General features: G+C 53.3%; 22 protein-coding genes and 3 pseudogenes. 17 read left to right on the top strand and 8 right to left on the bottom strand.

What is annotated here, in order from left to right; genetic code table 11:
• Positions 1-61 precede the first annotated feature (61 nt).
• Entirely contained in the window at positions 62-334 is a 273-nt protein-coding gene (locus C1H69_RS16900; protein ID WP_102654553.1) for a Txe/YoeB family addiction module toxin, read from the bottom strand.
• A gap of 277 nt (positions 335-611) precedes the next feature.
• Between C1H69_RS16900 and C1H69_RS16895 the strand changes: the two genes are divergently transcribed.
• The 5 genes from C1H69_RS16895 (at position 612) to C1H69_RS16880 (ending at position 4,166) form a co-directional block, all read left to right on the top strand.
• Complete coding sequence (locus C1H69_RS16895) at positions 612-1,610, top strand: pyridoxamine 5'-phosphate oxidase family protein (RefSeq protein WP_102654576.1); 999 nt, start codon at positions 612-614, stop codon at positions 1,608-1,610.
• A gap of 139 nt (positions 1,611-1,749) precedes the next feature.
• Positions 1,750-2,574 (top strand): AraC family transcriptional regulator, encoded by an 825-nt coding sequence (locus C1H69_RS16890; RefSeq protein ID WP_205738523.1) that lies wholly within the window; start codon positions 1,750-1,752, stop codon positions 2,572-2,574.
• 40 nt (positions 2,575-2,614) lie between these two features.
• Positions 2,615-2,773 (top strand): hypothetical protein, encoded by a 159-nt coding sequence (locus C1H69_RS23650; protein ID WP_165789513.1) that lies wholly within the window; start codon positions 2,615-2,617, stop codon positions 2,771-2,773.
• 103 nt (positions 2,774-2,876) lie between these two features.
• Entirely contained in the window at positions 2,877-3,527 is a 651-nt protein-coding gene (locus tag C1H69_RS16885; RefSeq protein ID WP_102654552.1) for a dihydrofolate reductase family protein, read from the top strand.
• Positions 3,528-4,166, top strand: a complete 639-nt coding sequence (locus C1H69_RS16880) for a glutathione S-transferase family protein (RefSeq protein ID WP_102654551.1) — start codon at positions 3,528-3,530, stop codon at positions 4,164-4,166. It abuts the gene before it with no gap.
• A gap of 76 nt (positions 4,167-4,242) precedes the next feature.
• Here the strand turns inward: C1H69_RS16880 and C1H69_RS16875 are convergent, their stop codons facing one another.
• Both C1H69_RS16875 and hisD read right to left on the bottom strand, forming a co-directional pair.
• Positions 4,243-4,995, bottom strand: a complete 753-nt coding sequence (locus C1H69_RS16875; protein ID WP_102654550.1) for an SDR family NAD(P)-dependent oxidoreductase — start codon at positions 4,993-4,995, stop codon at positions 4,243-4,245.
• On the bottom strand, positions 4,992-6,302 hold the full coding sequence (gene hisD / locus C1H69_RS16870) for a histidinol dehydrogenase (protein WP_102654549.1): 1,311 nt from the start codon (positions 6,300-6,302) through the stop codon (positions 4,992-4,994). Before hisD ends, C1H69_RS16875 begins: the two co-directional genes overlap by 4 nt.
• A 180-nt stretch (positions 6,303-6,482) precedes the next feature.
• Between hisD and C1H69_RS24225 the strand changes: the two genes are divergently transcribed.
• From C1H69_RS24225 to C1H69_RS16825, 10 genes and pseudogenes are all read left to right on the top strand, one after another.
• A complete protein-coding gene (locus C1H69_RS24225) occupies positions 6,483-6,908 on the top strand; it encodes a 3-hydroxyacyl-CoA dehydrogenase NAD-binding domain-containing protein (RefSeq protein WP_240609977.1) in 426 nt (141 codons plus the stop codon).
• 31 nt (positions 6,909-6,939) lie between these two features.
• A complete protein-coding gene (locus C1H69_RS24220; protein WP_240609976.1) occupies positions 6,940-7,377 on the top strand; it encodes a 3-hydroxyacyl-CoA dehydrogenase family protein in 438 nt (145 codons plus the stop codon).
• Positions 7,374-8,381 carry a LacI family DNA-binding transcriptional regulator gene (locus C1H69_RS16860; RefSeq protein WP_102654548.1) on the top strand — a complete coding sequence of 336 codons (1,008 nt, stop codon included), beginning with the start codon at positions 7,374-7,376 and terminating at the stop codon, positions 8,379-8,381. The genes C1H69_RS24220 and C1H69_RS16860 overlap by 4 nt, the downstream gene beginning before the upstream one ends.
• A 469-nt stretch (positions 8,382-8,850) precedes the next feature.
• The gene (locus C1H69_RS16855; RefSeq protein ID WP_102654547.1) at positions 8,851-9,951 is read left to right on the top strand and encodes a tripartite tricarboxylate transporter substrate binding protein; all 1,101 of its coding nucleotides are present in this window, start codon (positions 8,851-8,853) and stop codon (positions 9,949-9,951) included.
• Positions 9,952-10,017: 66 nt separating this feature from the next.
• Positions 10,018-10,497, top strand: a complete 480-nt coding sequence (locus tag C1H69_RS16850; protein WP_102654546.1) for a tripartite tricarboxylate transporter TctB family protein — start codon at positions 10,018-10,020, stop codon at positions 10,495-10,497.
• A gap of 30 nt (positions 10,498-10,527) precedes the next feature.
• Positions 10,528-12,060, top strand: coding sequence for a tripartite tricarboxylate transporter permease (locus tag C1H69_RS16845; protein ID WP_102654545.1), 1,533 nt, complete (start codon positions 10,528-10,530; stop codon positions 12,058-12,060).
• Positions 12,061-12,270: 210 nt separating this feature from the next.
• Positions 12,271-12,906 (top strand): annotated as a pseudogene (locus tag C1H69_RS24635) (IS30 family transposase); the annotation flags it as partial.
• A gap of 52 nt (positions 12,907-12,958) precedes the next feature.
• Positions 12,959-13,672: a tripartite tricarboxylate transporter permease gene (locus C1H69_RS16835; RefSeq protein ID WP_102654543.1), complete on the top strand. Its 714-nt coding sequence runs from the start codon at positions 12,959-12,961 to the stop codon at positions 13,670-13,672.
• 89 nt (positions 13,673-13,761) lie between these two features.
• Complete coding sequence (locus C1H69_RS16830) at positions 13,762-14,433, top strand: GntR family transcriptional regulator (RefSeq protein ID WP_165789515.1); 672 nt, start codon at positions 13,762-13,764, stop codon at positions 14,431-14,433.
• A 2-nt stretch (positions 14,434-14,435) separates the two neighbouring features.
• Positions 14,436-15,596 carry an iron-containing alcohol dehydrogenase gene (locus C1H69_RS16825; RefSeq protein ID WP_102654541.1) on the top strand — a complete coding sequence of 387 codons (1,161 nt, stop codon included), beginning with the start codon at positions 14,436-14,438 and terminating at the stop codon, positions 15,594-15,596.
• A gap of 177 nt (positions 15,597-15,773) precedes the next feature.
• Here C1H69_RS16825 and C1H69_RS16820 read toward each other — a convergent pair.
• Positions 15,774-16,219 (bottom strand): annotated as a pseudogene (locus tag C1H69_RS16820) (IS66 family transposase); the annotation flags it as partial.
• A gap of 79 nt (positions 16,220-16,298) precedes the next feature.
• Between C1H69_RS16820 and C1H69_RS16815 the strand changes: the two are divergent.
• A pseudogene (locus C1H69_RS16815) lies at positions 16,299-16,583 on the top strand (transposase); the annotation flags it as partial.
• 12 nt (positions 16,584-16,595) lie between these two features.
• Here C1H69_RS16815 and C1H69_RS16810 read toward each other — a convergent pair.
• The 4 genes from C1H69_RS16810 to leuC form a co-directional block, all read right to left on the bottom strand.
• Positions 16,596-17,615: an AbrB family transcriptional regulator gene (locus C1H69_RS16810; RefSeq protein ID WP_165789514.1), complete on the bottom strand. Its 1,020-nt coding sequence runs from the start codon at positions 17,613-17,615 to the stop codon at positions 16,596-16,598.
• Positions 17,616-17,689: 74 nt separating this feature from the next.
• Positions 17,690-18,547, bottom strand: coding sequence for an isocitrate lyase/PEP mutase family protein (locus C1H69_RS16805; RefSeq protein WP_102654539.1), 858 nt, complete (start codon positions 18,545-18,547; stop codon positions 17,690-17,692).
• Positions 18,548-18,604: 57 nt separating this feature from the next.
• Entirely contained in the window at positions 18,605-19,216 is a 612-nt protein-coding gene (gene leuD / locus C1H69_RS16800) for a 3-isopropylmalate dehydratase small subunit (RefSeq protein WP_102654538.1), read from the bottom strand.
• Positions 19,210-20,604: a 3-isopropylmalate dehydratase large subunit gene (gene leuC, locus C1H69_RS16795; protein ID WP_102654537.1), complete on the bottom strand. Its 1,395-nt coding sequence runs from the start codon at positions 20,602-20,604 to the stop codon at positions 19,210-19,212. The genes leuD and leuC overlap by 7 nt, the downstream gene beginning before the upstream one ends.
• 344 nt (positions 20,605-20,948) lie before the next feature.
• On the opposite strand from leuC, the gene C1H69_RS16790 reads away from it, so the two are divergent.
• Complete coding sequence (locus tag C1H69_RS16790; RefSeq protein ID WP_102654536.1) at positions 20,949-22,130, top strand: TauD/TfdA family dioxygenase; 1,182 nt, start codon at positions 20,949-20,951, stop codon at positions 22,128-22,130.
• Positions 22,131-22,305: the final 175 nt, after the last annotated feature.

Here is a 22,305-nt window from a genome sequence, read left to right as displayed (position 1 = left end):
GATACAGCCCCCGAGTCAGGCGACTGGCTGGGGGCTTTGCGTTTGGGGTCACGCCAAGTCGTTAGGTCTGATCGTAGTGTCCGCCAATGGCAAATATGTAAATGGACTTCTCGTCAAATCGATATATAAGCCGGTCTTTTTGTGAAATGCGCTTTGACCATAAACCGGACAGGTTGTGCTGAAGCGGTTCCGGTTTTCCCAAGCCGCCAGACGGATCATCAGAGCGAAGCATTTCCTTGAGTAGCTTACACAGTGTCTTGTGTAGCTTTTTGTCCTTGTCACGCATGTTTGCATACGCTTCCCAGGTATTGCCCTCAAATACCAGTGATCTCATTCATTTGCTCGTCAGTCGGTTTGTAATCTTGTCCACGGGCGTGATGCCCCCGAATTCTACTTTGACGAAGTGAGGCCGCTGACTGGCTGAAGACTCAATGCAAAATCGATCGTGTGACGGTATAGGTTGACCCACCGGCGCGCTCATACAAGGCGGAGGACACTGGGAAGTAGATTGGCGGATTCAAGATAGATTATGGCTGGAAATGCCCTTTGCCCTACGGGAACGGCTGCCTAGTATTTGAGCTTCCTCAAAAGATGCTGTAAGGAGAATGGCTTTGGAACAATTTCTCTCAACGATCGATGACTTGGAAGCGCGCATCGGAAAAACGCCGAACTTGGCCAAACTCAAGACCATTGACCATCTCGATGAAGGAGCCCTGACCTGGCTGGCGGCCTCTCCGCTGATGATGGCAAGCTTCGGTGGCAAGGAGGGTATCGGTGTAACGTTCGGAGCCGCTGCGCCCGGCTGGGTATCGGGCAACTCGGCCGAACTTCAAATTCCCGCCGCTATGATCGATGATCCAGATATGGCGCGCACGGGTGTCAGCTTCGGCTCCTTCTTCATGATTCCGTTGATCAACGAGCTTCTGCGAGTGAATGGTCGGGTGATCGGCAACGACGGGGAAGTAATCCATATCGCTGTGCAAGAGTGCTACCTTCACTGCGGCAAAGCACTGCTGCGGTCGAAGTTTTGGCAGACCGGTTCGGCTGTCCAGTCTCCGACAACTCTGGATCAGGTATTCGACTCGGCTCGTTTCCTTGCGTTGGGTACGATCGACGCGAACGGGTACGCCGATATCAGTCCAAAGGGTGATCCAGCACGCGCGATGGTGCAGCTAGACACCGACATGCTCTGGTTCGCTGATCGCCCCGGGAATAAGCGGATCGACAGCTTTCGGAACATCGTTTCTCAGCCGCACGTAGCCGCCATTGTGATGATACCGGGCTCCCCCTATGTGGCTCGGCTCGTGGGAACCGCCCGTATATCTGACGATCCAGTGATCCGGACGCGATTTGCGGTGCAGGAAAAAGTACCCGCTTTGGTAACCGCGATTAGCGACCTCAGCGTCGAACTGATGCAAAGTGACGCGCTGGTGCGTGCTGCTTCCTGGATTGCTACTCCGGTTCCACCGGATGTGGAGCCGGCGAGAATCACACTTGCTCACCTGAAGCTGAACAATAACCTCGAAGCCCAGCAGGCCGCGGCCGCGATGTCGGAGCCGGGGTTCGTAGAACAGAAGATGCAAGAAGATTACAAGAAGAATCTCTACTGAATTCTCATAGTGTTTTCATGCCGAAAATCACATTTACTGGAAACCAGCGGCATGAAGACACGAATGAGCACACGGAGTAGCGACAGCGTCATACGTACAGCGCCGGAGAACGACATGGACGGGATTATGGAGGAATGCGGTGGAACTGACCGACATACCCGGTGCTGACAAGGTGGATGAGGTTTCCTATCCGGTCTTCAGCCTCGTCACGGAAGCGGTATTGCGTGGGGAGACCATGTTCCACTGGCACGACAAAGCGCAGCTGATGTACGTCATCAGCGGTGTTCTGACGATACATGCGGCCGGAAGCATTTGGACGGTTCCGCCGCATTGTGCTCTGTGGATACCAGGTGGCGTTTCCCACGGCGGGAGAGTCGCAGGTCACATCAAGATCGCCAACTTGTACATCGACCCAAGGCTTGCCCCTCCACTGGGCGACGATTGCGGTATCCTCTTCGTTCAGCCTCTGCTTCGGGAACTGATCTTCCGCTTTGAAGCTCCTGCCCAACTGGAAAGAATGGACCGAGACCGAAAGGCACGTCTCATAGCCGTGCTCTTCGACGAGCTTTTAGAGGCGCCGGTCGAACCCATTCATCTGCCCATGCCAATTGAGCGGCGGCTCCGGCGATTGACAGACTCGATGATCGAAAAGCCAGCGCAGCGCTTTACTATCGACGAGTGGGGCGCTCGCATCGGGGCGAGCAATCGAACGATAAGCCGGCTCTTCCAGCGCGAAACAGGCATGTCCTTTATCCGCTGGCGTCAGCAGCTACATGTCGGCATAGCGCTGCAGCGTCTCGCGCAAGGCGAGTCAGTCACAAACATCGCGGGTGATTTAGGCTATGAGAGCGTCAGCGCGTTCATCTCGATGTTCAGGCGCATGCTCGGAACAACCCCCGCACGGTATTTTGGTGAAGCGGCGTCTGGAACTTCGGAGCGGGGTGAATCGCCCCGGGTTTCGTAGACACCTCCAGGCCTTATACTGGAGGGACCCAGGAAGTCTCATGAGCCACCAACGATACACCGAAGAATTCAAGATCGAAGCCGTCAAGCAGGAGCGGGGCCATCCCATCATCGAGGTCGCCGCCCCTTCTATTATCTGTGAGTCTATTCGTGAGGGGATGAATACTCCTGTCGGCGATCCTCCTGAGAGCAGTTCGTGAGTGGCGCTGCCAAGTCAGCCCTGACGGAACCACTGAAGGCGTGTCGAAATTGAACGCGTCGCTCGACTACTGAATGGCTAACGCACTCGTTCAGGAGATCACGATGAGTCAGCTACGCGTGTCATGCTTCAGTATTTCGCTGGATGGGTTTGCCGCCGGCCCCGAGCAGAGCCTGGAAAACCCGATGGGCATCAATGGCATGGAAATCCATGACTGGGTGTTCCCGACCGCGACGTTTCGACGACGCGTGCTGGGCCAGGAGGGCGGAGAAACCGGAGCCGATGATGACTTGGTGGTGCGCGGCTTCGAGAACGTCGGCGCCTGGATCATGGGCCGCAACATGTTCGGCCCCGTTCGCGGCCCCTGGCGGGACGAGAGCTGGAAGGGCTGGTGGGGTGACAGCCCGCCGTTCCACTCGCCGGTCTTCGTGTTGACGCATCACGTGCGCGATCCCATCGAGATGCCCGGCGGCACGACCTTTCACTTCGTCACGCAGAGCATTCACGCAGCCCTGGAGCGCGCCCGCGAAGCCGCTGGCGAAAAGGACGTGCGCCTGGGCGGCGGCGTGGCGACGATCCAGCAGTACCTACGGGCGCAGCTGGTCGACGAGCTTCACCTTGCCATCACACCTGTTCTGCTCGGTGCAGGGGAGCGCTTGTTCTCCGGTATCGACATGCGCGCTCTCGGCTACCGGTGCGTGGAAAAGGCGGTTACAGATAGGGCCACCCATCTCGTCCTCCAAAGGAGGGACTGAATGACCAACCTGATCCTCACGACCTTCGACTGGGTTCCCGAGATGCCGCGGGGCTACGTGCGCGACCTACGGGTGCGCTGGGCGCTGGAAGAGGCCGGCTTGCCCTATCGCGTCGAGAGCGTGCCGTTTCGCACCCGGGATGCCGAGCACTTCATCTATCAGCCTTTCGGGCAGGTACCGTGGTTGACCGACGGCGACCTCACGATCTTCGAGAGCGGCGCGATCCTGCTGCACCTGGGCGAGCGTAGCGATGCGCTGATGCCAACCGATCCGCATCGACGCAACGAGGTGATCGAATGGTTGTTCGCGGCGCTCAACTCGGTCGAGATGGCGAGCCTGCCTTGGTCCCTGTTCATGTTCATTGGTGATACCGAAGAGACGCCGGGGCGGAAGATGCTGGATAAGTTTCTGGACTCCCGGATAGAGCACCTGGAGGCAGTCCTGGCTAAACGCGAATGGCTGGCCAGGACCTTCTCCGTCGCCGACATTCTCATGGCGGATGTGCTGCGCCTCGTCGATCGCTTCGATGGGCTGGCGGGGTACCCGGCCTGTCGAGGCTATGCCGAACGCGCCACGGCCCGCCCGGCTTTCGTGAAGGCGCACACCGACCAGATGGCGCATTTCGCCGCGGCGGATTGAGGCTGTCTGCGTTATGCATAAAAACTAGCGGGTCCACTGGCCAGGCTATGTGTGGCTTATCAGAGGGTTTATCGGCTCAATGAGCGATCCAGCCACCGTCTACCATCAAGGCGCTGCCGGTGACAAGGCTGGCGGCGGGTGATGCGAGAAACACCACGGGGCCCATCACGTCTTCGATCCGGCCGAGCCTTCCCAGGGGAATTTGGGCAAGCACTGCCTCCCGGAAGCCGGGCTCTTGGAAGAATGGTTCTGTCATCGGGGTTTCGATGAAGGTAGGGCAAAGGCTGTTGACGCGAATGCCATGAGAGCCCAGTTCGACCGCCATGGCTCGGGTCATGCCTTCCACTGCGGCTTTCGAGGCGCAGTAAAGGCTGCGGTTCTTGGCACCCACGTGCCCCATTTGCGAGGAGATGTTGATCACGCTGCCATCTTTGGGCATCCCTTCGATCACCGTTTGGGTAAGGAAGTAGGTCGCATGGACGTTGAGCTCCATGACCGCTGCGTAATCTTCTTCCGTGACCTGATCGATCGGTTTAGGACGGTTGGTGCCAGCGTTATTGACTAGTATGTTGAAGCGCCGACCCGCCAGAGCGCGGCGGGTTGCGGCCTGGTCTTGAACGTCCAGCGCGAGGCCATCGGCTTCGTGTCCGGCGGCACCCAGGGCTGCTACCACCTCTTCCAGCCGCTCGCGGTTGCGGGCCACTAGGGTCACCCGGGCGTTGGCTTGGGCAAGAGCGCAGGCACAGGCCAGCCCAATACCCTGACTGGCGCCAGTCACGAGAGCGCTGCGCCCATCCAGGCGCAGACTCGGGGTTTGTGGCAGCTTCATACCGGCACCGCGGAGGCATAGGGTACGTCACGCTTGCCGTAGCGGCGCACGCGTTCGTTAGCTTGCTCGCCGTGGCCAGCAAAACCTTCCAGCGCACACAGGCGCGAGCAGTAGCCGCCTATCTCGGTGGAGGCCTCGTCGGTGAGTATCTTCTGGTAAGTGCAGGTCTTAAGGAACTTGCCGACCCATAGCCCACCAGTATAGCGTGCAGCCTTCTTGGTCGGCAGGGTGTGGTTGGTGCCGATCACTTTGTCGCCATAGGCTACGTTAGTGCGCGGGCCGAGGAAGAGCGCGCCGTAGTTTGTCAGCCTGTCGAGATATAGGTCGGAATCTTTGGTCATGACTTGCACGTGCTCGTAGGCCATTTCATCGGCAATCTCGAGCATTTCCTCGCGAGTATCGCAAACGATGATCTCGCCGTAGTCATTCCATGCTTGGCGGGCAATCTCGGCGGTGGGCAGCTTGGTTAGCAGTTCATTGATAGCAGTGAGTGTCTCCTCGGCCAAGGTTTCGGAGTTGGTGAGCAGGGTCGCGGGCGAGGTGGGGCCATGTTCGGCCTGGCCCAGTAGGTCGGTGGCGCAGAGTAGGCCGTCGACGGTTTCGTCGGCGATGACCAGTGTTTCGGTGGGGCCGGCGAATAGGTCGATGCCGACTCGCCCAAATAGCTGTCGCTTGGCTTCGGCGACGAAGGCGTTACCCGGGCCGACCAGCATATCGACCGGGTCGATCGACTCGGTTCCAATGGCCATGGCGCCAATCGCTTGTACGCCGCCAAGCACCAGGATTTCATCGGCGCCGGCTAGGTGCATCGCTGCCACGATGGCTGGATGTGGTTTGCCTTGATAGGGTGGGGCGGTAGCAACGACGCGCTTGACGCCCGCTACCTTGGCGGTCAATACGCTCATGTGGGCGGAGGCGACCATGGGGTAGGTGCCGCCAGGAACGTAGCAGCCCACGGCACTGACAGGGATGTGTTTATGACCGAGCACCACGCCAGGTTGTGTTTCCACTTCGAGACTTTGCATGCTGGCCAATTGGGCCTCGGCGAAGCGACGAATCTGTGCCTGGGCGAAGCGGATGTCTTCCAACTCTTGAGTCGTGAGTTCTGACATGGCCTGTTCGATCTCGGCTTGAGTCAGCCGGAAGGAGGCGGGCGACCAGCGGTCGAATTTTGCCGAAAGCTCGCGCACGGCCTCATCGCCCCGTGCCTCGATGGTTTGAAGAGTCTGTTCGACGGTTTCGCGGACCTTGCGGTCGGCTTCGGTGCGGGCTTCGTTGGTGGCGCCCGTTTTTAGTCGTCGGATCATGTCGATTTCCTGTTGAGCTTGGAGAAATATTGGATTGCCTCGACAGACAGTGATTGCAAGGCTAGTATCGATTGCATACGAATGCAATTCTCTAGTTTCGAGTTCTGTGAACCGAAAGGAAGCAGCATGTCGGAGCCTATCGCCGTAGTGGGCGCAGGACTGCTTGGACGGGCGAGGTCGATGGTGATGGTAATTGCGCGGGCGGGGCGTTCGGTGAGGCTGTACGATACCCAGGAGGAGGCCTTGAGTGGTGCCACCGAAGCGATTTATATGTCGCTGCATGATCTGCAGTGTGCCGGCTTGGTCAAAGATCCCGAGGTAATTCTCGCAGGCATTCAGGTCGAACCTAATCTGGCGCTTGTCGTGGGTGGGGCTGGCTACGTGCAGGAGTGCGGCCCCGAGAATCTTGAGATGAAGCAGGCGATATACAGCCGCCTCGAGGGGGCGACGGCACCGGACACTGTTCTGGCCAGCTCCACCTCGGGCATTACGGCATCTCGTTTCACTGGGCACTTGGCGCATCCGGAGCACTGCCTAGTAGCGCATCCGGTGAATTCCCCCTTATCTTGTTCCTATCGTCGAGGTGGTGCCTTCACCGATGACTGACCAGGAGACGCTTGAGCGGACGATAACTTTGATGTCCGAGGTAGGCCAGGTACCGGTGCTGGTCAAGCGCGAGTTGTCGGGCTTTATCCTCAACCGGTTGCAGGGGGCGCTGCTCAATGAAGCGCTTCGCCTGTTCCGTGACGGCTATGTGTCGGTGGAGGATCTGGACAAGATCGTTAAGCACGGCCAGGGACTGCGCTGGTCTTTCATGGATCCGTTCGAGACGATCGATCTTAATACCCCGGCGGGGGTGGCCGATTACGGCCGCCGCTATGGCCCGCTCTATGCCGACGTAGATGCCCAGCGCGACGGAGTCTCGCCTTGGGAGAAGGAAACTCTCGCTGCCCTGGAGGTCGAACGGCGCTCGGCGTTGCCTCTCGAGGGGCTGGCCGAGCGTCAGGCTTGGCGCGACCGCCAACTGATGGCGCTTGGCGCATACCGGAAGTCGCTCGACGAGCGGGATTCATGAAGCGAAGGTCTGTGACCTCCTATGATGTGGCCCGTTTGGCTGGGGTTTCGCAGTCGGCTGTCAGCCGTTGCTTTTCTCCCAAGGGAAGCATTTCCGCCAAGACCCGTGAGAAGGTCTTGGCGGCGGCGCGGCAGCTAGGCTATCGTCCCAACACTATTGCCCGTTCGCTGATTACGCGCTCTTCACGTACTGTCGCGGTGGTGGTTTCACAACTTGACAATCCCTTCTATGCGCTGACCCTGGCGCGAGCTTCGCGGACTTTCCAGTCCGAGGGCTATCATCTGCTGCTGTTTCTGGTGAGCGCTGATGGTGATACGACGGATGTGATGTCGGAGATTCTGCAAAGCCAGGCCGAAGGTATCCTGATGCTGGCGGCTTCGCTGACGACGCCCTTCGCACAGGAGTGCGTTGACCGCAGCATTCCAGTGGTAATGATCAATCGCACCGTGGATTTCACGGGGGTCAGCCAGGTCTCCAGCGATAATTATCACGGGGGGTACTGGGCAGGCAGCTACCTGGTTAGCCAGGGCCATCGTCGCATGGCCTTCATCAACGGCCTAGTTTCTTCTTCTACGGGCGCATACCGCCGACGGGGCTTTCTCGATGCCCTGTTGTCCCAAGGGTTTTCATGCTGGGCGGAAGAGTATGGTGAGTATCATTTCGACAAGGCGCGTGAGGCAACGCGACGCCTTTTCACCAAGCAGCCGTATCCCGATGCGGTATTCGCCGCCAATGACCATATGGCGATTGCCGCCGTCGAGACGCTGAGAGCGGAATTCGGTCTACGCATCCCGGAAGATGTGTCGGTCATTGGTTTTGACGATACCCCGTTGGCTGCCTGGCCCAGTTACCAGCTTACCACGGTACGCCAACCGGTTGAGGATATGGTCGCGGCGGCAGCCGAGTTGCTGCTCGGGCAAATGCGCGAGGGAAAGCTCTCGCCGGTACAGCGTATCCTACCGGTAGTGCCGATTCTGAGGGGGAGCGTGCGCCAAAGAGGCTGAGCCTCGGTGCGGAGACCCGCGAGCGATGCCAATCGCTCAATACTAGGGCGTAGCATTTTGTATCCAATTTGCTTACCTGATATTGGATAGCACGTCTGTATGGGATTAATTCAGTCTCATTCGCATAAGACTCCTTTGCAATCGATTGCTGTTACAGGACTATATTATTCAAATTTTTTATTTAAAATCAATAATATATATAGTTTTTTCGGATCGATGAGAAAAACTATATGAGGAGGAACGCTCGGTAGCAAGCCGAGCGGATAGCTTTAGACGAAGGTAGGGTATCAGGCTTTATTGACTTATCGTATCCAATAAACTAATTTGGAATACAGGGTAGGGGAGCAGCTTCGGTCACGGAGAGACTTGTCCAGAGAGATGCCCGTATACTAAAAATAATCTCGCATGCACCGAACAAGTGCATGTAAAACAATAAGTGCATGTAAAACAATAGTAGAGAGGAGCAAGTATGACCGTCCAGTCTCGTGCTACAGCCGTAGCTAAGCGCACTGTTCAAAATATACCCGCTGTTTCTACCACTGTTAAGGAGCGTCCCGTGACGTTGCATCCGCTTAGTAGGCTGCCTAAAAGATCTGCGTTAACGGCAGCCCTAGCTGGATTCGTTGTTGCCGCTGCTAGCGCAGGAGCGAGTGCTGTTCATGCACAGGATTGGCCAAATGAAAATGCGCGCCTGATTGTACCGTTTAGCGCCGGTGGTTCCGTGGACCGCTTCGCTCGTGGTTTAGCTCAGCATTGGGAGGAAACCCACGATTACTCAATGTTAGTCGACAACCGAGGTGGCGCCTCGGGGCTGTTGGGTTCGAGAACCTTCCTTGGTTCACCAGATAACGGTCACTATATTTTTGCGGGTATCCAGCCCACATTAAGTATGAATATCATAGCGCAAGGGGCAGATTTTACACTTGATGACTTTAGATTCATCAACATTGAGCAGCGTGATTATACGTCTATTACTGTGAGGGAAGACTCTCCTTATGAAACGATTGAGGATTTGGTGGATGCCATCCGCGATGATCCCAGCAATGTAACTGTTTCTATGGCTACCGGTGCAGGCACCCATTTATTTGGTGTGGCTTTCCTAGATGCGCTCGATTTGGAGCCTAAGGTAGTAGCATTCAGTGGGGGCGGGGGAGAGCAGCGTACCGATTTGCTAGGTGGCCACTCGGATGCAGCTTTTTCGTCTGCGTATGGTGATATAACCTTAGGTGATAGAGTGCGTGTGTTGGCAGTTTCTTCTCATGAGCCTTTTCCCGCTTGGCCTGATGCTCAACCTGTCAATGAGGTTTACCCAGAAGCTAACCTCCCTGAAATAGGTGATAATCGCTTTATTGCTGTACACAGCTCTTTTGCCGAAGAAAATCCAGAAATATTTGATGCTATTGTTAAAAGCTATAGTGATGTATTTCACAGCAATACCTACCAAGCACATATTGCTAACCAAGGGTCGGATGTGATTTCTGGTTACTATGGTCCAGAGCAGTCAAAGGCCTTTATTGAAGAGATGCATGAGGTTGTAGAGAACTATAGTGAAATTTTGCAAGGCGAATGATATTCCTAGTACTTAGGGGGGGCTCTCCCCCTATTTTTGTATTGTACAGAGATAAGGTGTTCGTCAATGTTGTCTTATATAAAAAACAAGAAAGGGGAGCTTTTAGTTCCCTTGATAATGTTTGGCTATGCAACATATTATTTTATAGAGGTGCGTAGCCTACCACGTCCAGATGTTAACTTACTTCTCATTAAACCTGTTTATATGATATTGGTGGTTGGTGTGGTTCTTTTCTTTATATTTGATTTTTTGGAGTTCAAAAAATCCTTGCCTAAGGAAAGGGTAGGTGAAAATTATAGCAAGAAAGAAACATTTTATTTCTTGGCTTTGACTGCTCTGTATGTGTTTAGTATTGAGTGGGTCGGCTTTGTGGTAACAACATGGCTTTACATGACTTTTCTTTTGCTAATGTTCTTAAAAAAATCTTGGACTTTAATTTCTTTAGTTCCCTTGGTGACATTGGTTCCCTTAGTGACAGTGGTTTTTATTTACGCTGTCTTTGATATTTGGTTGAATATACCCCTTCCCACAGGCTGGCTTATTTAAACGTTGGTATTGTCTTTAGGAGTTAGTTATATGTTTGATTTAGTGCCAGTTCTGGAAGGCCTGCTGCTGTTAGCAGATTGGAAGGTGTTAGCGATAATGGTGCTAGGGGTTTTTTTTGGAATTATTACCGGTGCCATCCCTGGGTTTAGTACGCCGTTAGCAATTAGTATTATGTTGCCGCTAACCTACCCTATGTCCCCAATCATGGGAATTGCCTTTCTAACTGCGATCTACGCCGGTGGTAATTTTGGAAGTTCTATACCGTCTATCCTTCTCAATATTCCTGGATCTCCCCAGGCAATAGTAACAGGTTTTGACGGCCATCCAATGACACGGAAAGGTAGGGCAAACGAAGCATTAGGAATAGCGGTTAGTGCATCAACTATTGGCAACTTATTGGGCGCATGTTTCTTGGTTCTAGTTATGCCTTTAATTGTTGCAGCGGCACTAATGTTTGGCCCTCCTGAGCTATTTTTGGTAGGGGTGTTGGGATTAACGGTTATAGCAACTCTACATGCTAGTTTTTTAAAAGCATTAATTTCAGGGGCTTTCGGAGTTCTTTTGGGAACTATAGGTATGACATCTACCGGAGCCATAAGAGGAACGCATGGTTATTTTGAGCTAATGGATGGCTTGCCTGTAATGTCGGCGCTTATTGGTTTAATTGGCTTTTCAGAATTATATTATATGTTGCAACAGCGATATATTTCTACTGATACTGATGTAAAAGAGCAACGGGGAGGGCGTTGCCAAAAATTATTAATGGGTATTCGTGAGACGTTTCGACACCCACTAACAGTGTTAAAATCAAGTGCTATAGGGGTAATTATCGGTGCTTTGCCAGGGGCGGGAGGAACGGTTGCGAGTGTGGTAAGTTATAATGAAGCAAAACGCAGCTCGAAGAAATCGGAAGAGTTCGGGAAGGGGGCGGAAGAAGGTTTGATTGCCGCTGAGTCGGCAAACAATGCATCTGAAGGCGGTGCTTTGGCTACCATGCTTTCGTTGGGTATACCAGGCGGAATGGCTACTGCGGTAATGGTTGGAGCATTAATGCTACAGGGTTTGATACCTGGGCCTCGCCTATTTATTGATAACCAGAGTCTAGTATATGGTGTCATGTTTTCTTTGTTCATTGCGACCATTTTTCTCATGCTGGCAGGCTTGTTGGTGTCTTTTTATGCTACTAGAGTTATTAATATACCTACAAGGGTGTTAATACCATTGGTGGCTGTTTTTTCTGTGGCAGGAACGTACGCAGTTAATCTACAAATGTTTGATGTTAAAGTTATGCTGCTCTTTGCTGCTTTAGGTATTTTAATGCGTAAATACGACTATCCGTTGATCGCCGTCGTTCTAGGTATCATATTAGGTCCGATCTTAGATAGTCAGTTATTACGCACTTTTCAGGGAGCAGGAGGGGTAAGTTTAGATATTTTCCTTGGGCGCCCTGTAAGTGTAGTGCTACTCGGAGTAATCATCTTCTGCACTGCACCTGTTTTTCTTAAAATATATCGGTCATTACGCGAAGGATTGACATCTTCGAGTAACTCCGGTCCTTCATAAGAAGTATGGGTATGTCGATTTTTAAATTTATCAACACTAACCACTGTATGTTTTATTGTTATAAGTATTTTGGTATCTAGATTCATAGAATAACCGTAGCACTTTGGACCGCACGGTAGAAGCAGGAGGGCCAGCGCCGGTACTCTCCCTGCTTTACCGACCAAAGTGAAGCAGAGCATGGATACCGACAGCTGACCCAGATTCGAGGATAGCGGTTTCATGTCGCCCTTGGCCGGCGGCATCAGTCATCAGTGGGTCTACTCCTTGATCTAGGATGACAAGGCGCAGGGTGGCGACCTCTGGGTCAGCCCAAACGACACACCGGGCCCAGGCCAAGAGCGCAGGGCTTGGCAAGATTCCCAGCCGTAAGCATCGCCGGCTGGGGTCGATGACCGGCAGGCGCTTCAGGCACTGGGAGGGTGACACCTTGATCCACGGGCACAAGCAATCAGGGTTGGTCACGCTGGTAGAGCGTCGTAGCGGCTATCTGCTAGCGGCACGGCTGCCTAGGATTTGGGCGGAGCTGACACAAGCGACCATGATCCGCCTGCTGAAGCCTCACCAGGGTGCTGTGCAGACCATCACCTTGGATAATGGCTCGGAATTTGCTAGTCACGGAGCCGTGGCCAAGGCGGTGACCGTAGCGACCTATTTTTGTGATCCCTACTACTTCTGGGCAACGTGGGAGCAGCGAGAACAGCAATGGCCTGATACGGCAGTATTTTCCCAAGGGAACCGACTTTCGCCAGGTCACCTATGCTGAGTTGAGCGCGGTGGTGAAGAAGCTGAATGATCGCCAGAAAACGGCTTGGCTATCGGGCACAGGGGTTTCTGGGGGATACTTAGGAGCCCAATATCGCAGGCGCTGGACTTATTGCTTGAATTCAGGAATTAATGGATGGGATTTCCATTATGTGACCGATTGAGGCGAAGGAAAAATGGTAGTAATAAGAGCCTGTATAGCCTTTTGTATGCAATCAAACGTGTGCTGAAGCATCCCGTGGCTCTGTTCAAGTCGAGCACCATCGGCATATTCTACGGAGCGCTGCCCCCGTGCTGTGGTACCATTGTGGCAACCGTTGTAAGCTGCAAAGAAAACGTAGCTCAAAGAAACCGGAAGGGAGCGGAAGAAGGCTTGATTAGCGCTGAGTCAGAAAACAATGCATTCGAAGGTGGGGTTCTGGCCACCATATTATCTCTGGGCATCCCGGGTGGCTTGGCAACTGTGGTAATGATGGGTGTCTTCATGCTGCAAGGCTTTACCCCGGAACCACGGCTGTTCTTCAATCTCCAGGGCCTTGTTTACGGTGCCATGTTCGCACAGGTTGTGGCTTCCTTTTTCCTGCTCATCGCAGGCCTGTTGGTGTCACTATACGCTGCTAAGGTGGTCAGCACCATAGTGCTGATTCTCTTGATGGCGGTTATTTTAGGTATCACCCTTGGCCCGATATTGGATCGACAGCTAATGAGCGCGTTCCAGGGCGTCGGGGAACTGTCTTTTGAAATTTTCCTGAATAGGCTTGGCAGTCTCACCCTGATGTTTATGATATTGTTCTATTCTGCTTGGCACCTATTGCTTGGAAAATATATCGGAATGCAAAAGGGGGCCTAGGCAATACATGACGATGTTAGAGAAAAGAGATATGTCAAAATGTTAGGAGTATTTAAGTGCTTAGCCTTGGCTGCGTTAGGTGAATGAATATGCAAGTTTTAGATACAGAAAATTCAAAATTTACGAGTCTTCCCGCACCTGAAAGGGCTTACATCATTATACGTGAAGCGATTCTTTCGGGTGAGTATCTTCCCAACGACAGGTTGCGCGAGGATGAATTGGCAAGCTTGGTGGGAACGAGCAGGACCCCTGTTAGAACAGCGCTGCATCGCCTTGCGCAAGATGGCTTTGTGGTTTTTCATCCCAACTCTGGTGCTGCGGTACGTGGGTGGACGAGAAAGGACGCTATTGAAATATTTCAAGTAAGAGCCTGTCTGGAAAGCTGTGCTGCCGGGTTTGCTGCGCGAAATGCCACGCCGAGAGATATACGGGATCTCGAGGTCATCTGTGATGAAATGGAAAGCTACCAGCTGGCACCCGAAACAGTCGAGTCATTGTCGGTATTGAATCGCAAGTTCCATACAAAAATCTTAAAATTGGCAAGCAATTCTAAGCTCGAAGAAACTGCTCTATCGCTCATGGATATCGGTTTTTTAATTAGGTCATACCGGTTTTTCTCCACCAAAGATGAGCAGCGTAGCTTGATACACCATCGCGATCTCGTAGCCGCGATAGCCGCAGGAGACAGTGACTGGTCCTCATCGATAATGAAAGCGCATATCATGGCCGCGTGTGATCTTGTCAGGACGAGCGAGGAATAATAATGCCTAATTTTGAGTTCAATACTATTCGTCAATTGATTGTCGAGCCTGGAGCTGCATCACGCCTGCACGAAGTGGTTCGTAAATTCTCGGCTGAGCGCATCTTTTTGATCACGGACCCAGGGGTTTCCAACTTGCGTTTGATGGAGCCATCGATAGAAGACCTGGAAAGCCACGGGGTCAAGGTGGAGATGTTCGACGGCGTGGTAGCGGATCCACCTGAAACCATTGTGCTCGATTCTATCGTTCGGGCTAGACGAATGCGTGCTGAGCTGGTAGTCGGTTTTGGCGGCGGTAGCTCTATGGACGTTGCCAAACTGGTAGCATTCTTTGCGCATCCGCATTGCAGCCAGCCGCTGCAGGAGGCTTATGGGGTCGGAAAAATCGAGGGCGAGAGGCTGCCACTGGTCCAAGTGCCGACTACGGCCGGCACGGGGTCAGAAGTTACGCCGATCTCTATCGTGACGACGGGTGAGACGACGAAGTCAGGCATCGTCTCGCCGATACTGCTCCCGGACGTTGCGGTGCTCGATGCTGCCCTGACGGTAGGGCTGCCACGCAATATGACGACAGCGACGGGTATCGATGCCATGGTGCATGCGATAGAGGCCTACACAAGCAAGATTCGCAAGAACCCGATGTCCGATATGCTGGCCAAGGAAGCTTTGCGCCTTCTCGTCGCGTATATCGACCGGGTTATGAACAATGGACACGATCTCGAGGCGCGGCAGGGCATGCTGTTGGGTTCCTGTCTTGCCGGCCAGGCTTTCGCCAACGCACCAGTGGCGGCAGTGCATGCCTTGGCTTATCCATTAGGGGGGCATTACCACATCCCGCATGGGCTTTCCAACTCGCTGGTACTTCCCACGGTCCTACGCTTCAATGCGGTGGAGGCTGCCGGCCTTTACGCGGAGTTGGCTCCCATCTTCACACGGGAACCGCGCTCTTCCTCATGCGTGGATGATTGTAAGCGTTTCATCGAAAGCATCGAGGCTCTGTTGAAGAGGAGTGGTTTGCCCTTGAGGCTGCGTGATGTCGGGGTTCCTGAGTTCGCGCTCAGCGCACTGGCCGCAGACGCAATGCAGCAACGGCGTTTGCTGGTCAACAATCCTCGGGATGTGACGGAGCAGGATGCTCTTGAAATCTATGAATCAGTCTATTGAGTGGCCATGACGTAAGTGGCGGCGGTGGACGCTAGTACTACAGTCGTAAAAAAAATTTGACTACACTGCATAGTACTTAATCCTAACGTTTTTATGGATGAGGTATGCAGCCGTTAGACACGACCATTGTCGACCGCTTCGTAAGCAATCCGCTAGCCACATCTGTTTAGGCTTGACTTAGAGCGGTAAGGTCTCTTTCCAGCGCCAGAGCAACAGCGTGTCGAGGTCGTCACCTTCACCGAGCGTTGGCAGCGTCTCGAACACGAACGTCAGGTACGCGTAAGGAGAGAGGCCGTTGGCCTTGGCAGTTTCTATCAGGCTGTAGATCGCCGCACTGGCATGAGCACCGCTGGGTGTCTGACTGAACAGCCAGTTCTTGCGACCCACCACGAAGGGTCGGATGGCGTTCTCCGCCGGGTTGTTGTCCAGGGGGGGATCAGGCCATCCTCGAGGAAACGGGTCAACCGCTTCCACTGGCCATCCAGATAGTGCAGTGCCTTGCCCAGCGCACTCTTCGGCAGCACCTGGGCCAATGACTTGTCGAGCCAGGTACGCAGTTGCTCAATGAGCGGACGACTTTTCTGCTCGCGCAGTGTCTGGCGCGCTTCGCGGTCCATCGCTTGATGGGGTTATCGTACTCATCCTGTCCTCCTGATGGCTGCACTATAGCCTGTGCAGCTCAGAAGGGGGTCAACTTCAGACAAGGGCTACGACAGCGATGAATTGCGCCGCTACTGCGACCGACACCGGATGAAGCCGGTCATCGCGCAGCGCAAGATGCATCGAAAACCTCGTCCTGGGCTATCCCGGGAGTTCGACCAGCCCAAGTATCGGGAGCGCAATGTGATCGAACGCGGCTTTGGCTGGCTCAAGGAACTACGTCGAATCGGCATGCGCTATGACAAGCTGGCCCGCAGCTTTCGTGCCATGGTATGCGTGGCCCGCATAGACCGTTGCCTACGTGCCGACTTTTCGTACAAAACCTAGGCACCTTGCCGTTTACTCATTGCTGATCATTAGCCGGAGCAGTATGGGAAAGCTGATTGCCATGAACATCAGCCTGGCCAAGTGATGGAATCCTACAAATCCTGCATCATGGCCGACGGCTAGGGCAATCAAGGCCATGACTTCCGCCCCGCCGGGGGCATATGCAAGCAGCAGCTGCGTAAAAGGTACATTGATAGCAACGCTGACAGGCAAGGCGATTACGCTGGTTGCGAGCAAAGTCAAGGCAGCGGAAAAACACGACACGGGAAGCAATTTGACCATTCTGCCGAGATGGTTGCCTGTAAAGCGCGTTCCGATCATCGCGCCGGTCAAGACGAAGACCGCCGTTTCCAAGCCCGTGGGTAGCTTGCCTACCTCAAAGCCACTGATGGAAATCAGAGACGCACCAAGTATGGAGCCCAGTAGAGCGGCGGCAGGCAGCTTATAGCGCTTGCATAGGGCTGCTCCCAGGCCTGCTGCGAGGACAAGAAGGGTGAGAGCAGAATAGTGAGTTTCTTGCATTTGATTGATTCTTCCATCCATTGCTCCTTGTGCAAGTGTTGGAAAGAGAACCACCAGGAAAAGCAAACGTATGCTCTGAACCATCGTGACTTGTGGGACATTGCATGGATACTGCGATGCCGTTTGTAGCACCAGCACCATATGTCCAGGAAAGGCCGATAGAAAGCTGGTGTTCCCGGATAGACCAGTGAGTCTGAACAGTGCATGAGAGACGGTCAAGGTGATGATCAGCATGACGACCAATAACCCCGCCAAGCTTGGCAGCCAGGATACTGCTTCGGAGAAAAAGTTAGGGCTCAGGGAGCTGCCGATGCTGATGCCGACGAGCAATAGGACCAATGATTGAAACTCACTGGGATAATTGAGACGAAGGCCTGCGATACTGGCTGTCAGGGTCGCAGCGATGGAGCCAAGTAGCCAACCTGCAGGAAGGCCTAAAAGATGGCCAACCAGCCCACCTAGGCTGGCCAAAGCCAAGGTAAGGATCGTACCCGAAAAATTTGCGTGCAAGCGTGTGTCCCTGAGTGGCTGTATTATGATGAAGCCTCACCGGGCCAACGAGCCCGGTGAGCGGTTTCCAGACCTTAGCTCATGTATCGCTTCTCGAACTCCCAGACGCCAGGGAAACCAATCAGTTCGTTGAATTCACTGAAGCTATATAGGAGTGATGAGTCGGTCACGCCACCATTGTCTTTCAAATCTGTATAGCTTTTCTCTAGGGCTGCAGCGGTGGCAAGGAAGCCGGCGGCAGGGTGGATGGCTAGAGAGAAGCCCAAGGACTGAAGCTTTTCTGCGGAGAGTAGCGGTGTACGCCCGCCTGGCACCATATTGGCTACCAGCGGCTTGTTGATACACTTACCAATGGTTTCCATCTCCTGTTCCGACTCGGGCGATTCAACAAAGATGACATCTGCACCCGCATCGCTGTAGGCCTGTGCACGATTCAATGCCTCATCAAGCCCCAAGGCAGTGCGAGAGTCCGTACGCGCGATAATCAGGAGATCGTCGCTGCGTCGTGCGTCGCATGCGATCTTTATTTTTTGTACCATATCCTCGAAGGGAATGACTCGGCGGCCAGGCGTATGGCCGCATTTTTTTGGAAACTCCTGATCTTCCAATTGAACGGCGGAAACGCCTGCTTCTTCATATCCTCGTACAGTGTGATGAACGTTGAGAAGACCACCATAACCGGTATCGGCATCAGCAATGAGAGGTGTGCTGGTCATTTTCGCCATGGTGGCAATTCTACTTACCATATCGCTATAGGTAGCAATACCTGCGTCTGGCAGGCCTAGGTGAGAAGCAACCGTGCCATAACCCGTTACGTAGAGAGCCTGGAAACCCATGCGGTCAGCCACCAACGCTGAAATCATGTCGTAAATACCAGGTGCAACAACTATATCATCAGAGTTCAGCTGCTCTTTCAAGGATCTTACTGCCATCTTCCTTCTCCTTCAGGCTTTCAGTTAGTATATCGATCGGTTCCATAAATTAAGCGTTTATGGTGTGTAGATCCAAGGGTTGTCCTTGATATAGCGGGTTTCAAATTTAGTGATTTCATCATATAGGCGAAATGTCATTTGGATATCGGATTCGCCATTCAGAAGAGCTTCTTTACGATAGGGGTCGATTTCGAATTCGTAGCGTAGGCCTGAGCGAGTGGTGATGCTTTGCTGAGGTAAGTCGACCGTTAGGATAGTAGGCTCACCTTCATTTTGCATAAGTGCCTCGATGCTTCGCTCATCCAGGCGAATCGCCAACAGACCGTTTTTTAAGCTGTTGTTAAAAAATATGTCGCCAAAATCGGGAGCGATGACGACACGAAATCCGTAATCTAACAATGCCCATACGGCGTGCTCACGCGATGAGCCGCAGCCAAAATTTTTTCCTGAAACGAGAATGCTGGACTCCGCCTTGGTGGGGTCATTCAGAGGAAAATCCACTCTGGGCTGTTTTCCATCAGGCGTGAAGCGCAGGTCATGAAAGAGTTGCTCCCTATACCCGGCATTACGGGGACGATGCAAATATCGTGCAGGTATGATCTGATCCGTGTCGATGTTTTCCCAGGGCAAGCGTAGGGCCTGACCGCAGTGTTCGGTAAAAGCTAGCATATATTGCCCTCCAGTTCCCTGACGTCGGTGAGATGACCGGTAATAGCGGCGGCCGCAGCCATGGCAGGGCTCATGAGATGCGTTCGGCTACCAGGACCTTGACGGCCTGCGAAGTTGCGGTTCGAGGTGGATGCGCAACGAGCACCGCTTGGCACCGAATCGCCGTTCATGGCAACGCACATGGAACATCCTGGCTCGCGCCACTCAAAACTTGCCTTCTGAAAGATCTCGTGCAGTCCTTCCTTTTCAGCTTGTTGCCGAACCTGCTGAGAACCTGGTACGACGATAGTAGGTACCTTGGCGCTTCCCAGCTTGGCAATTTCGGCAGCTTCGCGAAGATCCTCCAGACGGCTGTTGGTACAGGAGCCAATGAAAACTTGGTCGATTTTCAAGGAGGTGAGCATCGCACCCGGCGCGAGCCCCATGTATTCGATGGTTGCGTTGTACTGTTCCAGCTTGTTGGATTCGATTTCGTTGAGACTTGGAATATGGCCGGTGATGGGCAGCGCAGTTTCCGGTGAATTCCCCCAAGTGACGGTAGGGGCTAGCTTGCCGGCATCTATTGCGACTTCCTTGTCATAACTTGCGTCATCGTCGCTCTTGAGACCGCGCCACATCTCAACGGCATGCTCGAATAGCTCTCCTTGCGGCGCGAAGCGCTTGCCCTTCAAATAGGAGAATGTCGTTTCGTCAGGAGCAATCATGCCTGCTCGAGCACCGGCCTCGATCGACATGTTGCAGAGGGTCAGGCGTGACTCTATCGATAGGTCGCTTATAGTTTTTCCTGTGTATTCAATTACATATCCTGTCCCCCCATTGGCTCCGATCGTGCTGATGATGGTCAGAATCAGATCCTTGGCCGAAACCTGGGGGCCCAGCTCCCCATCAATGCGGATACGCATTGTCTTGGGGCGTTGCTGCCAAAGCGTTTGTGTAGCCAACACATGGGTGACCTCGGAGGCGCCGATCCCAAACGCTAGTGCACCCAGCGCCCCATGAGTGGAAGTATGGCTATCGCCGCAAACAAGCAGGGCGCCAGGCAGAGTCAACCCCAGTTCGGGGCCTGCCACGTGTACGATGCCTTGGTACTCATCGCCTGCCCCAAAAGAGGTGATTCCCTGCTCGTGAGCATTTTCCGCAAGGGTGGTCACCATCTGTTCATGTACGGGGTCGCGATTGGGGTCGTGATGAGTGGCAATGTAGTGATCGGCCATACCGAACGTCAGTTCTGGCCTTCTTACTTCTTTCCCCTCGAGCCTGAGTTGGTCAAACGCCTGTGCTGTGGCGTCATGCACTAAATGTCGATCGATGAAGAGAAGCGCCATGCCATTCTCACGTTCGGCAATGATATGCGATTCCCATATTTTGTCGAAAAGCGTTCTACCCATTGCTGCGTGCCTCGCTGCCGTTGGTCTTAGCCATCGCTGAGCATGTGATGCCAGCTGAAGTATACCTACATTATAGATCGTATCCAATCAAGCAAGTCTAAGTGATTGGCGCACGCCAAGGCAAGGATGGATGAACCGGAGGTGTGACGTGATAGCGAAAACAATATGAATTAAGCTATTGAAAATAAACGAATATATTGGATACCTGCTTTTAGAACTAAATTTTGTTATGCGGAATTAAAAGCGCCATCAGGTATGTCTTTCACAGAGGTTTGACAAACCGTATCCAATGGGCAAGGCTGAGAGCCGTAGGTATACATGCAAGAGCAACTGGAGATGAGAGCATGGTACAGCACGATTCAGATCCTGGCTTTGGTAAAAATAGCTTTTCTAACAACAAGTTGAGTTTCCCCGGTGAGGATGGGTTATGTGTAGACAACATTGCCCGTCGTATGCCAATGGCTTGGAAAAGTAAAGACTTGACAGGTAAGGCGTGTGACGCTTGGGTTCGAACAGTGTCCGATGAAGAGCGAGCCGGGCTAATCGAAGGCTTGGCAGCCTTTGAAAAAACCGGGAAGCCTCTCTTGGAAAGCTGTGCTCACGATTTTCCGTTTACGAACCTCGATCGTTTGCTTGCCGATGTCAGGGCGGCGGTCTCACATGAGTTGGGTTTCATCGTTCTTCGTGGGTTGCCTATCGAGTCATTGCCTGTCGAACGAATCCAGACGCTCTATTGGGGGTTGTGTAACCACTTCGGAGTGCTGCGGCCGCAGGGGGCCAGTAGTGACCTGATCGGCAACGTCCGCGATAGCGGCGGTAATTATCGTTCGGCGAGTGGGAGAGGTTACAATACGAACTCCAGGCTCGATTTTCACACTGATATGGCGGACCTTGTCAGTCTGCTTTGCATCAATTCTGCTAAAAAGGGCGGTGAGAGCCGTATAGCATGCTCTATATCGATGAGAAACGAAATTTCCTCCTCGGCTCCTGAGCTTCTCGAGGCACTATACAGAAACATTCATTACTCTCGCAAAGGAGAAGAAGGTCCGGAAGAGAATCCATACTATGCAGCTCCGATCTTCTCAGAGCGAGATGGATTGTTCTGCTGTAGGTATGTTCGCAATCACATTCGTTATGCCCAGGAATTCGAGGGCGTACCAGCTCCTGATTGCGATCAAGTCGAAGCGATGGATCTATTGGATCGTCTTGTAGAGTCGGACGTCTTTACTTTCGATATGACTCTGCAGCCGGGCGATATGCAAATACTCAACAATCACGTGATTTTGCACTCGCGGACTGATTTTGTCGATTTTGAGGAGACTGAGAAGAAACGTCACCTACTAAGATCCTGGATATCGACACCTTACAGTCAACCACTTTCTCCGGCACTTGTAGAGGCCTATCACGACGTTAGTGGAGGCTCCGTGCGCGGAGGAATAGTTGGCAAGAAGTTCGATGAGGAAAAAAAGGCTTATACGAGAAGAGCCGCTGATTTTCATGGTATGCCCTACCATGCACCGAACTGACGCCTGTTGTTGAATTAATTCCATCTAGAATGATCAAACTACCTGCCCTTGCCGCTCTTTCCATAGACGTTGGTCTGGGTGGTACATCGATTGCATAAGCTAACGACCATGTATAATGCCCCCTCTGAGCTGCACTATAGCCTGTGCAGCTCAGAGGGGGCATTATACATGGTGG

Source organism: Billgrantia endophytica (genome assembly GCF_002879615.1).
In the GTDB taxonomy this organism is placed as follows: Bacteria; Pseudomonadota; Gammaproteobacteria; order Pseudomonadales; family Halomonadaceae; genus Halomonas; species Halomonas endophytica.
Note: the sequence above shows the minus strand (reverse complement) of the source record. Positions and strands in the feature narration are given on the sequence as shown.

What these genes read in the sequence shown, in the direction of transcription:
- C1H69_RS16900 (WP_102654553.1), bottom strand. Translation starts at nt 334, where the DNA reads ATGAGATCACTGGTATTTGAGGGCAATACCTGGGAAGCGTATGCAAAC.
- C1H69_RS23650 (WP_165789513.1), top strand. Translation starts at nt 2,615, where the DNA reads ATGAGCCACCAACGATACACCGAAGAATTCAAGATCGAAGCCGTCAAG.
- C1H69_RS16885 (WP_102654552.1), top strand. Translation starts at nt 2,877, where the DNA reads ATGAGTCAGCTACGCGTGTCATGCTTCAGTATTTCGCTGGATGGGTTT.
- C1H69_RS16880 (WP_102654551.1), top strand. Translation starts at nt 3,528, where the DNA reads ATGACCAACCTGATCCTCACGACCTTCGACTGGGTTCCCGAGATGCCG.
- C1H69_RS16875 (WP_102654550.1), bottom strand. Translation starts at nt 4,995, where the DNA reads ATGAAGCTGCCACAAACCCCGAGTCTGCGCCTGGATGGGCGCAGCGCT.
- hisD (WP_102654549.1), bottom strand. Translation starts at nt 6,302, where the DNA reads ATGATCCGACGACTAAAAACGGGCGCCACCAACGAAGCCCGCACCGAA.
- C1H69_RS24225 (WP_240609977.1), top strand. Translation starts at nt 6,483, where the DNA reads ATGGTGATGGTAATTGCGCGGGCGGGGCGTTCGGTGAGGCTGTACGAT.
- C1H69_RS24220 (WP_240609976.1), top strand. Translation starts at nt 6,940, where the DNA reads ATGTCCGAGGTAGGCCAGGTACCGGTGCTGGTCAAGCGCGAGTTGTCG.
- C1H69_RS16860 (WP_102654548.1), top strand. Translation starts at nt 7,374, where the DNA reads ATGAAGCGAAGGTCTGTGACCTCCTATGATGTGGCCCGTTTGGCTGGG.
- C1H69_RS16855 (WP_102654547.1), top strand. Translation starts at nt 8,851, where the DNA reads ATGACCGTCCAGTCTCGTGCTACAGCCGTAGCTAAGCGCACTGTTCAA.
- C1H69_RS16850 (WP_102654546.1), top strand. Translation starts at nt 10,018, where the DNA reads ATGTTGTCTTATATAAAAAACAAGAAAGGGGAGCTTTTAGTTCCCTTG.
- C1H69_RS16845 (WP_102654545.1), top strand. Translation starts at nt 10,528, where the DNA reads ATGTTTGATTTAGTGCCAGTTCTGGAAGGCCTGCTGCTGTTAGCAGAT.
- C1H69_RS16835 (WP_102654543.1), top strand. Translation starts at nt 12,959, where the DNA reads ATGGGATTTCCATTATGTGACCGATTGAGGCGAAGGAAAAATGGTAGT.
- C1H69_RS16830 (WP_165789515.1), top strand. Translation starts at nt 13,762, where the DNA reads ATGCAAGTTTTAGATACAGAAAATTCAAAATTTACGAGTCTTCCCGCA.
- C1H69_RS16825 (WP_102654541.1), top strand. Translation starts at nt 14,436, where the DNA reads ATGCCTAATTTTGAGTTCAATACTATTCGTCAATTGATTGTCGAGCCT.
- C1H69_RS16805 (WP_102654539.1), bottom strand. Translation starts at nt 18,547, where the DNA reads ATGGCAGTAAGATCCTTGAAAGAGCAGCTGAACTCTGATGATATAGTT.
- leuD (WP_102654538.1), bottom strand. Translation starts at nt 19,216, where the DNA reads ATGCTAGCTTTTACCGAACACTGCGGTCAGGCCCTACGCTTGCCCTGG.
- leuC (WP_102654537.1), bottom strand. Translation starts at nt 20,604, where the DNA reads ATGGGTAGAACGCTTTTCGACAAAATATGGGAATCGCATATCATTGCC.
- C1H69_RS16790 (WP_102654536.1), top strand. Translation starts at nt 20,949, where the DNA reads ATGGTACAGCACGATTCAGATCCTGGCTTTGGTAAAAATAGCTTTTCT.